The following is a 15,086-nucleotide window of genomic DNA, read 5'->3' as shown; positions in this document are numbered from 1 at the left end:
CATTCCCTGCAGACGCCTTCAACAGGGAAGCCCCTCGATGTTCTCATTCAAACAACAACAATTGTCCCGCCTGACGCTGGCCATCGTGCTGGCGGCGGGCATTGTCCCGGCCACCGTTCTGGCACAAGACGCCGCCGTTCAGGTCTATACCTTCGACATTGCCGCCGGGGCCCTCGACGAGGTGCTGCTGGACATCTCGCGCCAGACCGGCGTGCCGATTTCCTTCAGCCAGAATCTGGTTCAGGGCAAGCGCAGCAGTGCGGTGCGCGGCGCATTGGGTGGTCGTCAGGCGGTAGAGAAAGCCTTGCTCGGCAGCGGCCTGCAAGTCGAGCAGGGCAGCCAGGGCCTGAGCATTCGCCCGGCCGATGCGCTGAGCACCGCGCCGGTCAAGGCCGCTGCCGTGGCGCCCGCCAGCAGCGCCGATTACCGCATGGAAAAAGTCACCGTCACCGGCTCGCGGATCGCCCGCGCGCAGAGCGATGGTGCGACGCCGGTCAACGTCATCACCCACGAAGAAATGGAAGCGCGCGGCTACAAGAACGTCTACGACGCCCTCGCCACGCAAACCCAGAACACCGGCATGACCCAGGGCGAAGACTACGGCAACACCTGGCAACCGGCGGCCAGCGCCCTCAACCTGCGTGGCCTCGGCCCCAACCACACGCTGGTGCTGATCAACGGCCGGCGGGTCGCCGATTACCCGACGCCGTACGACGGCAAGGTCAACTTCACCAACCTTGCGAACATTCCGTCGGCGATCATCGACCGCATCGAAGTGCTCAGCAGCGGCGCTTCGGCGATCTACGGTTCGGATGCGATTGCCGGGGTGGTGAACATCATCCTCAAGGACAAAATGAATGGCGTCGACGTCAACCTCAAGGGCGGCACCAGCGAGCGCGGCGGCGGTGACAACCAGCGCTTGCAGATCAGCGGCGGCGGCAGTTGGGGCGACTTCGACGGTTTGTTCGGCCTCGAACTGACCAACCGCGATCCGATCTGGGCCGATGATCGCGGCTTCATGCAGAGCGGGCCGCTGGCGGATGTCGGCTACCGTCGCGACCTGACCAACAACCGCTATCTGGGGCCCGGCTGTGGGGCCTATCAGGGCACGTTCGACAACAAGCTGTTCAACAGCGGCGGACGTTGCCGCACCGATCAGATGTACAACGATTACTGGACGGTGCAGACGCAAAAGGAAAACTACGACGGCTACACCCGTGGCACCTGGCATTTCAGCGACAGCGGCCAGGTCTTCGCCGATCTGATGTACGGCCTCGATCACATCCAGAACAACACACGCGGCCCGAGCTTCACGTCGCCGGATTTCATCAACCAGAACAGCGGCAATCTGGAGCGCTGGTACCGGCGCTTCGGTGAAGAGGAAATCGGCGGGCGCACCAGCAACAACAGTAAATGGCGCGACACTTCATGGACCGGGACCCTGGGCCTCTCGGATAAAATTGCCGACACCGGATGGAACTATGAACTGGCGGCCAACCGGTCTGAATATAAAAGCGTGCGCACCACGCGTTACACGCCGCTGTCGTCGATCCAGGATTTCTACCTCGGCCCGCAGCTGGGCACCCGCGACGGTTACCCGGTGTTCGCGCCGGATGCTTCGCGCCTCGACCGGCCACTGACGCCGCAGGAGTGGGAGCAGTTTCGCGGCAACCTGACGCAGAGCAGCAAGTCGGTCTCCACGAGTTACAACGCTTCGGTCAACGGCGAGTTGTTTGACCTGCCGGCCGGCCCGGTGGGATTCGCCGGCGTGCTGGAGGCGGGCAAGCAGGAATACCGCATCGATCCGGATGACAGCCTCAACGACGGCAGTTTCTACGGCGTAACCCCGGCGCAAAGCTCCGGCGGTTCGCGCAAGCGTTACGCGGCCGGCGGCGAGTTCAGCATTCCGGTCACCGACACGGTACTGGCGACAGCCGCAGGGCGCTGGGACCAATACAAATTCAGTGGCCGCACCGAACAACAGAAAACCTACAACCTCGGCCTGGAATGGCGGCCGGTGAACAGCCTGCTGGTGCGCGGCAGCTACGGCACCAGTTTCCGCGCCCCGGACCTGAACTACATCTATCAGTCCGACAGCAACGGCTACTACCCGGCGCAGATCGACTATTACGGTTGCAGCCAGGGCGTGGAGGGCGCCTGTGACCGTGGGCGGGTCGATTACACCCAGAGCGGCACGGCGGATCTGGAATCCGAACGCGGCAAATCCTGGACCTACGGTTTCGTCTGGTCGCCGTCGCGCAATTTCGATTTCTCCACCGATTTCTGGCGGGTGGAGATCGATGACCTGCTGACCACCGTCGACGAAAACCGTCTGCTGCAGCAAGAGAACGAATGCCGCAATGGCACCCAGGACATCAATTCGGCCAACTGCCAGTCGACCCTGGCGCGCGTCGATCGCAATCCCGGCAACGCCGCCGTCGATCCCAATCAGTTGCAGCGGGTGCGGGTAAACGCGATCAACGCCGCCAGCGAGCGGGTCAGCGGCCTGGACTTCAAGAGCAATATTCGCTGGGGCGCCGGGCAGTACGGCGCGTTCAGTTCGACGCTGGGCTACACCCTGGTGCTCTCGCATTACTACAAGGAATCGGACGAAGCCCCGACCCAGGACTGGCGCACCTCGCGCACCAATTACGACTGGCGCAGCAAGGTCAACGCCAGCCTGACCTGGGATTACCAGAAGGCCACGGCGACGCTGATGGGGATTCGTTACGGCTCGGTCACTAACGGCGCGGGCGACGGGCGTCTGTCGCCGTGGACGGTGTTCAACGCCAGTGCACGGTACAAGCTCAATGACCGGGCGAGTGTCGGGCTGACCGTGAACAATGTGCTCAACCAGGTCAAGCATGACGATTCGGCGGGCTGGCCGTATTACCCGACCGGCAACTACGACCCGTACGGGCGCCAGTGGTGGCTGGATGTGAGTTATCACTTCGGCAGTTGAGGACGGAATGACGCCCGGCAGCGTCCTACGGAAGTTGCCGGACTTTGGGTAAAAACGGGGATATTTCCGACGACTTTTTAAGGTTGGCCGTCGGAAGCGTGATCTATAGCATCGGCGATGACATTGAAGTCGTTAACGGCCTGATCACTCAGGCCTCTGATAATGGATTGATCATGCGAACTGCACACCTCGAATACGAAACGCCTGCTTATTCCGCTCGCCATCAGTGGCGCGATGATCGTGCCAGGTGCCCCATGGAGGATGTCGCCTTGCCCAGCGCAAAAGTACCCCGGTTGGCGGGTTTGAAGAAGATCGAGGGCAAGCCGGTCGAATTGCTCGTGCATGGCCGGAACATCGGTGATGACGCCCTGCTGATTGTTCAGCTTACCGATGAAGGTTTCGAGCTGAACGACGTCGTCGACATGCTTTCAACCTCCGAGCTTTACCAGCAAGGCGACATGGTCAAACTCATCACTGGCAAGTCGGTCAGAACGGTAAGGCGGCTGCTGAAGGAAGGCAAATCGGTACGGCTTGACCCGCAGCAGAGTGTCATCGCCTACCAATATGCATTGGTGCTGGAGTTGGCCATTCGGGCCTTCGGGGGGCAACCACGGGCGGAGGACTGGCTGCAGAAACCCTCTATCTATTTTTACGGTCATGTGCCGCTGGTATTGACCCTGCATCCATTGGGTTTTCAGATGGTCGAGCAGTATTTGCAGCAGCTTATCTACGGGGTTTACCCATGAACCCCTTGCCGTGGGACGAGCATTGGTATGCGTGGCGGCTGGATCGCGAGGTTTATGGAGGGACGTGGGACAGCGGGATGGGGTCAAAGCTCAGAGGCGGTCGATGGAACATACCAGGACGACGCGTCGTCTACGCATCCGTCGATCCTTCCTCGGCCATTCTTGAGGTGGCAGCCAACCGCAGTTTTGATGCCCTGGACAGCGAACCTTATGTATTGACGTGCTTTGAGGTCATCAGCGACGCGAAGGTGAAAATCGTGCAGCCCGAAGAAGTGCCGAACCCTTACTGGCTGAGCCCTGCACGGCCGTCACCCAATCAGCGATTGTTTGCCGACGCTTTACTGGCTGAACATCCGTTTGTACTGATTCCCTCGGCGGCAACCCGGCATTCGTGGAACTTGCTGGTGAGTTGTGACCTGGCAGAGGGGCAGTTCAAGATGGTCTCGCAGGAGCGGTTCAGCCTTGATACCCGACTGGTCAGGGAAATGGCGTTGGTCTGATGCAGCGTCATGCTGCATTTTGCATAACCTCAGCACCCAACGGTCTAAATCGCGCCCTATAAATCAACATCCGCCATCGCACATCCCTGCATAAACCAAAACGCAGGGATGGCTGTTCATGATCCATTTTTCACCCGTTAAATCCCCTTTGAGCCTGGCCTTGCTGCTGGCGATCAACACATTGCCGGCGATTGCTGCCGACAGCCGTGCTACAGAACCGACCACCCAGTTGCAACGGGTCGAAGTCACCGGCACCGCGATTCGTCGGGTCGATGCCGAAACCGCCGTACCGGTCACCATCCTGCGGGTCGAGGAGTTGCAGAAGCAGGGCGTGACCACCACTGAAGAGCTGGTCAACCGCATCTCGGCCAACCAGTCTTCGGTGGGCTCCGGGCGCTCGGTGGGTTCGAGCAGCGGTGGGGCGTCTTACGCCGACTTGCGTGGCATTGGCCCGAACAAGACGCTGGTGCTGCTCAACGGTCGGCGTCTGAGCAACAACGCGACCAATGCGATCAACGGCTCCGGCGTCGATCTCAACACCATCCCGTTCGCTGCCATCGACCGGGTGGAAGTGCTGCGAGATGGCGCCTCGGCGCTGTACGGCACCGATGCCATCGGCGGGGTGATCAACTTCATCACCAAGACCAGCCTCACCGAAGGCCAGATCAGCACCAACTACGATACGCCGACCCATTCCGGTGGCGGTGAAAGCCGCAACTTCAGCGGCAGTTGGGGTTTTGGTGATTTGCAGGATGATCGCTTCAACGTTTTCGGCGTGGTGAGCTACGACAAGCAGAACCGCCTGGCCGCCGACGATCGTGGTTACACCTATAACTACCAGCCGGGACGCGGTCTGGATTACACCTCCGGTACGGCATCGCCCGCCAACTGGAGCCAGGGCAGCAACGCCACTAACCCGTTGGCCGGCTCCGGTTGCAATGCGCCGGGGCTGCTGTCACGCAACGGCATCTGCCGCCAGAGCCTGTGGAATTACCTCGATCTGGTGCCGGAAACCGAGAAGACCTCCGCGTTCGCCAAGGCCACCGGCAAGCTATCGGATGACCACAACGTCAGCCTCGAATACTTCTGGGCGCGCAACGAGAACCGGACGCAGATCGGGCCCGGCACTTTGATGGGCAGTCAGGTCAATCCTGGCACCGCGTTCTATCCGGGGAACGGCATTACGCCCGGCCCGAGTGGTTTTGCCCTCGACCCGACGCAACCGGTGGACGTGAACTGGCGTGAAACCGCCGTCGGTGCCCGTCAGCATGAAGATGACAACACTGGTCAGCGCCTGCTGTTGAGCTTCGACGGCACGCTGGTCGGGTGGGATTACAACCTCGGCGCGTCGTACAACCAGAACAAGGTGGTCAACACGATTCGCAGCGGTTATGTGAACGACCGCGCTGTCAGCCAGGGCATTGCCGACGGTGTGATCAACCCGTTTGGTCCGCAGACCGCTGCCGGTTCGGCCTTGTTGGCAGCCAACGGAGTGGACGGCGATTACTCGACGGCGGTGGGCCGGGTCAAGGCGATTGACGGTCGCATCAGTCGCGAGATCGGCGACTGGTTCGGCGCCGGGCCTTCGGCCTTGGCGCTGGGCGGTGAGTACCGCAAGGAGGACTTCCATCAGGATTTCGCCCAGTTCGCGGCTGATGTGCAGAGCCTGGGCGTTGACCCCAATGCCAGCGTCGCCGGGGATCGCAGCGTCTCGGCGCAGTACGCCGAGGTCAACGTGCCGGTGCTCGACAGCCTGGAACTGTCCGCCGCTGTGCGCCACGACAAGTACAGCGATTTCGGCAGCACCACCAACCCGAAATACTCGTTCCGCTTCCAGCCGTTCAAGGAACTGGTGGTGCGTGGCGCCTACAGTGAAGGCTTCCGCGCGCCATCGCTGTACGAGTTGTACAACCCGAACTTCACCACGTTCACCGTCGCCAATTACAACGACCCCCGGCTGTGTGCCGGTGGCAACCCGAGCAACGGCGGGATTGCCAACCGCGACTGCGCTCAGCAGTTCAACAGCCGGACCGGCGGCAATAAGGACCTGAGTCCGGAAACCGCACGCAACGTCACCCTCGGTTTCGTTTATCAGCCATTCGATCGCCTGACCACCGGGCTGGATTTCTGGTGGATCGACATCGCCAACCAGATCGCCGAGTTTCCCGAGTCGGCGGTGTTCGAGAACCCGGAGCAGTACCCGGAGCGTTTGATCCGCAAGCCTGATGGCTCGATCGATCACATCGTCACTGGCCTGGCCAACCTCGGCAAGATCAAGACCAACGGCGTCGACGTGAGCTTCGACTATCGCCTGCCGAGCACACCGTACGGCGATTTCGGCATCGGCCTGCAAGGCACTTACGTCACCCGTTACGACTATCAGCAACAGCTCAAGGGCGACTACATCGACAAGCTCGGTGATTTCCGCGGCGGCGACTTTGCCTCGGCCGGCGCCGTGGCCCGCTGGCGTCACAGCCTGACCGGCAGTTGGAACTACGGCCCGCTCGGCGCAAGCCTGACCAACCGCTACACCAGCGGTTACCACGACTCGGATCGCGAGACTCACGATTACGTGGGCTCGTACAACGTCTGGGACGTGGCCGGTACCTACACCTGGCGTAAGACCCTGGCGGTGACCCTCGGGGTGAAAAACCTGTTCGACCGCGAGCCGCCATTCAGTAACCAGACCTACACGTTCCAGAGCGGCTATGACCCGAAATACGGCGACCCGTTTGGCCGCACGTTGTACACGCGGGTCAATTACAAGTTCTGAGAATGATCGGTCAGGGCGGGTTTTAGTAACACATCGTTCTAAACCCCGCCCTATAAAAAGGCCCGGCCTGTTGCACATCACAGTCAGGCAGGCACGTGGTGAAAGGATCTGCCCATGTTTTCCAGAGTCATTCTGTTCAGCGTCGGTCTGTTGCTGAGCCCGGCGCTGTTCGCGGCGCCCCAACACGCCCTCACGGTCTACGGCGAAGCCCCGAAATACGCCCCGGACTTCCAGCACCTGGCCTACGCCAACCCCGATGCGCCCAAGGGTGGAACCTTGCGCCGCTCTTCGCTGGAGAGCGGCCCGTTCGATCACCTGATTCCCTACATCGACAAAGGCACCGGCGTTGCCGACATCGACGGCTGGCTCTATGCGCCGCTGGCCTATCGCAGCAAGGACGAGCCTTATAGCGTCTACGGCCTGGTCGCGCAACGGATGGAGCTGGACGCGGACCGGCGCTGGCTGCGCTTTTACCTTAACCCCAAGGCACAGTTCGAGGACGGCACGCCGATCACCGCCGAAGACGTGCGCTACACCTTCGAGCTGTTCACCACTCAGGGCAGCCTCAAATATCGCCAGCAGTTTCGCGATGTCGCCGAGGTACAGGTCGAGTCGCCGACCCAGGTGCGTTTCGTGTTCAAGAACAACGAGAGCCGTACCTTGCCGCTGGATCTGGCGACGTTGCCGGTGTTGCCCGAGCATTGGTGGCGCACGCGCAATTTCGCCGATGGCGCAGGCTTCGAGATTCCACCGGGCAGCGGGCCGTACAAGGTCAGCGCGGTGGACGCCGGGCGCAGCGTGAAATTCCAGCGGATCAAGGATTGGTGGGGCAGGGACCTGCCGATCACCCGCGGGCTCTACAACTTCGATCAGTTGAGCGTGGAGTTCTTTGCCGACACCGACGTGTCGCGACAGGTGCTCAAGGCCGGCGGTTTCGATTACAACCGCGAGTTCTCCGCCACCAGTTACACCATCGGTTACGCCGGCGCGGCGCTGGAGCAGGGCAAGTTGCTGCGTGAACACCTCGCACCCGGTGCTGCGCAAGGTGCCCAGGGATTTGCGTTCAACTTGCAGAAACCGATGTTTCAGGATCGCCGGGTCCGGCAGGCGATCGCCATGCTCTGGGATTTCGAATGGAGCAACCGGCAGATGATGCGCAGCATGTACCTGCGCCAGCGCAGCTTCTTTTCCCACAGCGCGTTGTCGGCCACCGAACTGCCGGATGCCGAAGAACTGAAAATCCTCGAACCCTGGCGCGGCAAGATTCCCGATGAAGTCTTCAGCGAGGTATTCGAAGCACCGCGCACCGACGGCAGCGGCAACATCCGCGCGCAGCAGTTGCAGGCGCTGAAATTGCTCGAGGCTGCCGGCTGGAAACCCCGTGGCGATCAATTGGTGAATGCCGCCGGCGAGCCGTTGCAATTCACTTTTCTCAACGGCCAGAAGGGCTTCGAGCGCCTGCTGCTGCCGTTCAAGCGCAACCTGGCGCAGATCGGCATCGGCTTCGATATTCGTCAGGTCGACACCGCGCAATACACCAACCGCGTGCGCAGTCGCGACTACGACATGATCGTCGTCGGTTACCCGGTGAGTCAGGCGCCGGGGCGCGAGCTGTTCAACTATTTCGGCTCCGACGGCGCCGACGATCCCGGCTCCAACAACTACATGGTGCTGCGCGACCCGGCGGTGGATGCGCTGCTTGAAGGCGTGGTCCAGGCAAACAATCGCGAGAGTCTGCTGCGCCACGCCCATGCTCTGGATCGGGTGTTGCAGTGGGGTTATTACTGGATTCCCAACTATTACCCGCCGGGGATTTCCACGGTGTGGTGGAATCGCTTTGGTCGCCCGGCGATTGCGCCGCTGTACGACGCCGGCCTCGACACCTGGTGGGAAATCAGCCCTACCGCGCTGACCTCGACGCAGATGCAGCAACAGCAAAAGGAGTACGCCCATGTGGGGTTATAGCCTGCGGCGTCTGCTGCTGATCGTGCCGACCTTGCTGGCGATTCTGCTGGTGAACTTCGTCATCGTGCAGGCCGCGCCCGGTGGCCCGGTCGAGCAGGCCATCGCCCGACTGCAGGGGATTGGTGTCGGTGCGGCGGTGGGTGCCAGTCATGTTGAAAGCATTGGCGGCGAGTCCCGTGCGACCCGTGGTCTGGACCCGAAACTGGTGGCCGAGATCGAGCGCCAGTACGGCTTCGACAAAAGTGCCGGCGAGCGTTTGTGGCTGATGCTCAAGAGCTACGCGCAACTGGATTTCGGCAAGAGTTTCTTCCGGGGCGCGACGGTGACCGAGCTGATCTGGCAGAAGCTGCCGGTGACCTTGTCGCTGGGATTGTGGGCGACGCTGATCACTTATCTGGTATCGATTCCGCTGGGCATTCGCAAGGCCGTGCACAACGGCTCGGCGTTCGATGTCTGGAGCAGCGCGGCGATCATCATCGGCTATGCGATGCCGGGTTTTCTGTTTGCGCTGCTGCTGATCGTGGTGTTCGCCGGCGGCACGGCGCTGGACTGGTTCCCGGTGCGCGGGCTGGTCTCGGACAACTTCGCCGAGCTGTCGCTGTGGGGCAAGGTCGCCGATTACTTCTGGCATCTGGTGTTGCCGGTCAGTGCGCTGGTGATCGGCGGGTTTGCAACGCTGACGATTTTGACGAAGAACAGCTTTCTCAACGAGATCTCGCGGCTGTACGTGGTCACGGCCCGGGCCAAGGGCCTGAGTGAACGACAGGTGCTGTACGGGCATGTGTTTCGCAACGCGATGCTGCTGGTGGTGGCCGGATTGCCTCAGGCATTGGTCACGGTGTTTTTCGGCGGCTCGTTGCTGATCGAAGTGATCTTCTCCCTCGACGGTCTCGGCCGCCTGAGCTACGAAGCGGCGGTGTCGCGGGATTACCCGGTGGTGTTCGGTTCGCTGTTCATCTTCACCCTGTTCGGGCTCCTGATAAAACTGCTGGGCGACCTGTGCTACACGCTGGTCGATCCGCGCATCGATTTCACTGCGAGGACTGCCTGATGCCGACGCTTTCTCCCATCGGACAGCGCCGTTGGGCGCGGTTCAAGGCCCATCGCCGCGGCTGGTGGTCGTTGTGGCTGTTTCTCGCGCTATTCAGCCTGAGCCTGGGCGGCGAACTGGTCGCCAACGACAAACCGTTGCTGGTGACGTATCAGGGCGAGTGGTATTTCCCGGCGTTCAAGCGCTACACCGAGCAGGATTTCGGCGGCGAGCTGCCGTTCCAGCCCGACTACCGCAGTGCCCAGGTACGTGAACTGATCGAGGGGCAGGGCGGACGGATGTGGTTTGCGCCGATCCCGTTCGGCTACGACACGGCCAACTACGACCTCACCGAACCGGCCCCGAGTCCGCCCACCGCTGAAAACTGGCTGGGCACCGACGATCAGGCGCGGGATGTGCTGGCGCGGGTGATATTCGGCACGCGGGTCTCGTTGCTGTTCGCCCTGGCCTTGACGGCGGTGAGCGCGTTGATCGGCATCGCTGCCGGTGCCTTGCAGGGGTATTACGGCGGCTGGGTCGACTTGCTCGGCCAGCGCTTGCTGGAGGTCTGGTCGGGGCTGCCGGTGCTTTACCTGCTGATCATTTTGTCGGGCTTCGTCGAGCCGAATTTCTGGTGGTTGCTGGGGATCATGGCGCTGTTTTCCTGGCTGAGTCTGGTGGACGTGGTGCGCGCCGAGTTCCTGCGCAGCCGGGGGCTCGAGTACGTGAAAGCGGCGCGGGCGCTGGGTGTCGGCGATGCGCAGGTGATCGTGCGGCACATTCTGCCCAATGCCATGAGTGCGACGCTGACGTACCTGCCGTTCATTCTGACCGGAGCGATTGCGACGTTGTCGGCGCTGGATTTTCTCGGCTTCGGCATGCCCGCCGGCAGCGCTTCGCTGGGCGAGTTGATCGGTCAGGGCAAGAACAATCTGCAAGCACCGTGGTTGGGGCTGACGGCATTTTTTGCCCTGGCGCTGATTCTTTCTTTACTCGTATTCATCGGCGAAGCCTGCCGTGATGCTTTCGACCCCAGGACTTGATATGCGTGAACATCTGATCGAAATACGCGACCTGCGGGTGGCGTTCAAAGGGCAGGAAGTGGTGCACGGCATCGACCTCGACATTTGCCCGGGGGAATGTCTGGCGCTGGTGGGCGAATCGGGTTCCGGCAAGTCGGTAACGGCCCACAGCATTCTGCAACTGCTGGACCCGAACATCACGCAGATCGACGGCAGCATCCGCTACGGCGGCGAAGAATTGCTGGGTGTGCACGAGCGTTACTTGCGGCAACTGCGCGGCAACCGCATCGCGATGATTTTTCAGGAGCCGATGAGCTCGCTGAACCCGTTGCACAGCATCGAGCGGCAACTCGGCGAAAGCCTGGCGCTGCACAAAGGCCTGGCGGGCGCGGCGGCGCGCAAACGGATTCTGGAGTTGCTGGAACTGGTCGGCATTCAACGTCCGCGCGAGCGGCTGAAAGCGTATCCGCATCAGCTCTCCGGTGGGCAGCGGCAACGGGTGATGATTGCCATGGCGCTGGCATGCGAGCCGCAATTGCTAATTGCCGATGAGCCGACCACGGCCCTCGACGTCACGGTGCAGCGCAAGATTCTGTTGCTGCTCAAGGAACTGCAACAGCGGTTGGGCATGGCGCTGCTGATCATCAGTCACGACTTGAATCTGGTGCGCACCATCGCCCAGCGTGTGGCGGTGATGCGCGCGGGCGAAATCGTCGAACAGGCAAGCTGCGAGCAATTGTTCCGCGCGCCGCAGCATCCCTACAGCATCGAATTGCTCAACGCCGAACCCGGTGGCGCGGCGTTGTGCCGGGATGCGGCGGAGGATTTGCTCGAGGTTCGCAATCTGAATGTGCGTTTTCCTCTGGGCGGCGGGTGGCTGCGGGCCAAGTCGTATCTGCACGCGGTCAATGGCATCGATCTGAACCTGCAACGGGGAAAGACTCTGGGCATTGTCGGTGAGTCGGGATCGGGTAAATCCACGCTGGGTCAGGCGATCCTGCGCCTGATCGACGCCGACGGCAGCATCCGCTTCAAGGGTGAGGCGCTTGAACGACTGAGCGGCAAACAATTGCGTCCGCTGCGCAAACGCCTGCAAGTGGTGTTTCAGGATCCGTTCGGCAGCCTCAGCCCGCGCTTGTGCGTGGAGCAGATCATTGCCGAAGGTTTGCAGGTGCACAGTGACTTGAATGCGCAGGCGCGCGAGCAGGCAGTGATCGATGTACTGAAGGAGGTCGGGCTCGATCCGGCGACGCGTCATCGCTATCCCCACGAGTTTTCCGGCGGGCAACGGCAACGCATTGCCATCGCTCGGGCGCTGGTGCTCAAGCCGGATCTGATTCTGCTGGATGAGCCGACCTCGGCGCTGGATCGCACGGTGCAGAAACAGATCGTCGCGTTGCTGCGCCGGTTGCAGGAGGAGCACGGTCTGACCTATCTGTTCATCAGTCATGACCTGGCGGTGGTGCGGGCGCTGGCCCACGATCTGATCGTGATGAAGGATGGAGAGGTGGTGGAGCGTGGTGAAACGGCCGGGTTGTTCCATTCGGCCCGGCACCCGTATACGCGGGAGCTGCTGGCGGCGTCGTTTGCCGGTGTGAACGCCTGAAACGACAAATCCCGCCACAGGGGCGGGATTTGTTTGCAGACTGGCTGCGGTCTTAAGCCGGGAACAGCTCGGACAGTTTCATCGACAGCATCATGTCGCCTTCAACGCGCAGCTTGCCGCCCATGAAAGCCTGCATGCCGTCGGTTTCGCCGCTGACGATACCTTTCAGGGTTTCGCTGTCCAGCACCAGCGTGCAGTTGGCGTCCGGGTTTTCGCCTTCCTGGATGTCGCAGGTGCCGTCTTTGACGATCAGGGCGTATTGCTTGTCTTCGTCAGTGATATTGAAACCGAAGACCAGATCCAGACCGGCAGCGGCGGCTGGGTTGAACTTGGCTTGCATTGCTTTTACGGCATCAGCTACGGAGGTCATGGTTCGATCCTTTTTGGTTGATTGCAGCAGGGTCACAGTAATCCGGACTCAGCGAAACGTGATGAGTTCCGGGGCCTTCAGCAGTTGCAAATGTGCATGACTGTTGAAGGAAGCCAGAGCCACCTCGCGACCGCGGAACTTCAGCTGGTTGAGCGAGGTGTTGACGATTTGCCAGTTCAGTTCAAAGGCCTGCCGGGCAGGCATTTGAGTAATGAGGTGGAGCAGGGCGGTGATGGTGCCACCGGAGGTGAACACCGCGATTTTCTGGGTGTTGTCGGCCTGTTCAAGAATCCGCTGCAGCCCGGCCTGTACCCTTTCGACGAAACCCAGCCAGCTTTCCAGGCCCGGTGTGTCATAGGTGCCGGCGAGCCAGCGCTCGATGATCAGGGCGAAGATGCGCTGGAACTCGCCACGGTTTTGCGCGGCGTTGCGCAGGATTTCCAGTGCTTCGGGTTCTTCCGGCAGCATGGCCGGGAGCAGGGCGCGGATCACGGCGTCGGCGTCGAATTCGTTGAAAGCCGAATCGATTTCCAGAGCCGGTACCGGCAGGCCGACAGCGGCGAACTGTTCCAGCGCGCTGTTGGCCGTGTGTTGCTGGCGGCGCAGGTCGCCCGACAGGCAGCGGTCGAAGCTGATTCCGAGTTCGGCGAGGTGACGGCCGAGGATTTCTGCCTGGCGTACACCGGTCGGCGACAGGACGTCATAGTCGTCTGCACCAAAGGAGGCCTGGCCATGTCGAATCAAGTAGATGCTGCCCACGTCCGCGTCATCCCGGTACGTTGAAGGTTGTGGCGAGGTTATGGGGATGACGGTGAGCTGTCAATGAAAAAACATACGCTTGTTTGAAATGCCCGTTCCAGCCTTGTTGCCAGAGGTTTCACGGCTGGCCGACGGGCCGGTGCATGGGTATGCTGGAGCCAATTCCCGCGTGTGTTTCACGACCGCGCATCGTTTGAAGGAGTCACTGTGGAGTTTTTCACTGAATACGCCAGTTTCCTGGCCAAGACCGTGACGCTGGTCATCGCCATTCTGGTGGTGCTGGCGAGTTTCGCTGCGTTGCGCAGCAAGGGCCGGCGCAAATCCGCGGGCCAGTTGCAGGTCAGCAAGCTCAACGATTTCTATAAAGGCCTGCGTGAGCGGCTGGAGCAGACCCTGCTCGACAAGGATCAGCTCAAGGCCTTGCGCAAGGGCCAGGCCAAATCCGAGAAGAAACAGAAGAAGAAACCCGACGCCAAGCCTCGGGTGTTCGTGCTGGACTTCGACGGCGACATCAAGGCTTCCGCCACCGAAAGCCTGCGCCACGAGATCACCGCGCTGCTGACCCTGGCCACGCCGAAGGACGAAGTGGTCCTGCGTCTGGAAAGCGGCGGCGGCATGGTGCACAGCTACGGCCTGGCCTCGTCGCAACTGGCGCGCGTTCGTGAAGCCGGTGTGCCGTTGACCGTGTGCATCGACAAGGTCGCGGCCAGCGGCGGCTACATGATGGCGTGCATCGGCGAGAAGATCATCAGTGCGCCGTTCGCCATCCTCGGTTCCATCGGCGTTGTCGCGCAGTTGCCCAACGTCAACCGCCTGCTGAAAAAGCACGACATCGATTTCGAAGTCCTGACCGCCGGCGAATACAAACGCACCCTGACCGTGTTTGGCGAAAACACCGAGAAGGGCCGGGAGAAGTTCCAGGAAGACCTGGACATCACTCACCAACTGTTCAAGAACTTCGTCGCCCGTTATCGCCCGCAACTGGCGATCGACGAGGTCGCCACCGGTGAAGTCTGGCTCGGCATCGCGGCGCTGGACAAGCAACTGGTCGACGAGCTCAAGACCAGCGATGAATACCTGGCCGAGCGTGCCAAGCAGTCCGAGGTCTATCACCTGCACTACGCCGAACGCAAAAGCCTGCAGGAGCGTATCGGCATGGCGGCGAGCGGCTCGGTTGATCGCGTGTTGCTGAGCTGGTGGAGCCGGCTGACTCAGCAGCGCTTCTGGTAAAAACTTCACACGCCCGTGAGCAATCAGGCTCGCGGGCGTGCTGCATTTTCAGCGGAAGAAGGTGCGGTATATAGTTATTTTATAGTTGCATATTGTTGTTGTTTTGTTGGTTGATTCATCAAC

At 61.3% G+C, this 15,086-nt stretch carries 11 protein-coding genes; 9 read left to right on the top strand and 2 right to left on the bottom strand.

The window, feature by feature from the left end:
• Positions 1 to 37 precede the first annotated feature (37 nt).
• From LOY31_RS16080 to LOY31_RS16045, 8 genes are all read left to right on the top strand, one after another.
• Entirely contained in the window at positions 38 to 2,962 is a 2,925-nt protein-coding gene (locus tag LOY31_RS16080; RefSeq protein WP_258711842.1) for a TonB-dependent receptor, read from the top strand.
• A 44-nt stretch (positions 2,963 to 3,006) separates the two neighbouring features.
• Complete coding sequence (locus LOY31_RS16075) at positions 3,007 to 3,708, top strand: antitoxin Xre/MbcA/ParS toxin-binding domain-containing protein (RefSeq protein ID WP_408980452.1); 702 nt, start codon at positions 3,007 to 3,009, stop codon at positions 3,706 to 3,708.
• The gene (locus LOY31_RS16070; protein ID WP_102687613.1) at positions 3,705 to 4,208 is read left to right on the top strand and encodes an RES family NAD+ phosphorylase; all 504 of its coding nucleotides are present in this window, start codon (positions 3,705 to 3,707) and stop codon (positions 4,206 to 4,208) included. Before LOY31_RS16075 ends, LOY31_RS16070 begins: the two co-directional genes overlap by 4 nt.
• Before the next feature lie 118 nt (positions 4,209 to 4,326).
• Positions 4,327 to 6,981, top strand: a complete 2,655-nt coding sequence (locus LOY31_RS16065; protein ID WP_258711841.1) for a TonB-dependent receptor — start codon at positions 4,327 to 4,329, stop codon at positions 6,979 to 6,981.
• Between the two features lie 114 nt (positions 6,982 to 7,095).
• Complete coding sequence (locus tag LOY31_RS16060) at positions 7,096 to 8,946, top strand: extracellular solute-binding protein (protein ID WP_258711840.1); 1,851 nt, start codon at positions 7,096 to 7,098, stop codon at positions 8,944 to 8,946.
• Positions 8,933 to 9,997, top strand: coding sequence for a microcin C ABC transporter permease YejB (locus LOY31_RS16055; protein WP_039768842.1), 1,065 nt, complete (start codon positions 8,933 to 8,935; stop codon positions 9,995 to 9,997). Before LOY31_RS16060 ends, LOY31_RS16055 begins: the two co-directional genes overlap by 14 nt.
• Positions 9,997 to 11,019 carry an ABC transporter permease gene (locus LOY31_RS16050; protein WP_258711839.1) on the top strand — a complete coding sequence of 341 codons (1,023 nt, stop codon included), beginning with the start codon at positions 9,997 to 9,999 and terminating at the stop codon, positions 11,017 to 11,019. Before LOY31_RS16055 ends, LOY31_RS16050 begins: the two co-directional genes overlap by 1 nt.
• 1 nt (position 11,020) lies before the next feature.
• Positions 11,021 to 12,604 carry an ABC transporter ATP-binding protein gene (locus LOY31_RS16045; protein WP_258711838.1) on the top strand — a complete coding sequence of 528 codons (1,584 nt, stop codon included), beginning with the start codon at positions 11,021 to 11,023 and terminating at the stop codon, positions 12,602 to 12,604.
• A gap of 52 nt (positions 12,605 to 12,656) precedes the next feature.
• On the opposite strand, the gene LOY31_RS16040 is transcribed toward LOY31_RS16045, so the two are convergent.
• Together LOY31_RS16040 and LOY31_RS16035 are read right to left on the bottom strand one after the other, a co-directional pair.
• On the bottom strand, positions 12,657 to 12,974 hold the full coding sequence (locus tag LOY31_RS16040; protein WP_007959502.1) for an SCP2 sterol-binding domain-containing protein: 318 nt from the start codon (positions 12,972 to 12,974) through the stop codon (positions 12,657 to 12,659).
• Positions 12,975 to 13,022: 48 nt separating this feature from the next.
• Positions 13,023 to 13,733: a histidine phosphatase family protein gene (locus LOY31_RS16035; protein WP_007959503.1), complete on the bottom strand. Its 711-nt coding sequence runs from the start codon at positions 13,731 to 13,733 to the stop codon at positions 13,023 to 13,025.
• 207 nt (positions 13,734 to 13,940) lie between these two features.
• Between LOY31_RS16035 and sohB the strand changes: the two genes are divergently transcribed.
• The gene (sohB, locus tag LOY31_RS16030) at positions 13,941 to 14,963 is read left to right on the top strand and encodes a protease SohB (protein WP_085603233.1); all 1,023 of its coding nucleotides are present in this window, start codon (positions 13,941 to 13,943) and stop codon (positions 14,961 to 14,963) included.
• Positions 14,964 to 15,086 lie beyond the last annotated feature (123 nt).

The sequence above is a fragment of the Pseudomonas sp. B21-021 genome (assembly GCF_024749205.1).
Classification (GTDB): Bacteria; Pseudomonadota; Gammaproteobacteria; order Pseudomonadales; family Pseudomonadaceae; genus Aquipseudomonas; species Aquipseudomonas paraglycinae.
Note: the sequence above shows the minus strand (reverse complement) of the source record. Positions and strands in the feature narration are given on the sequence as shown.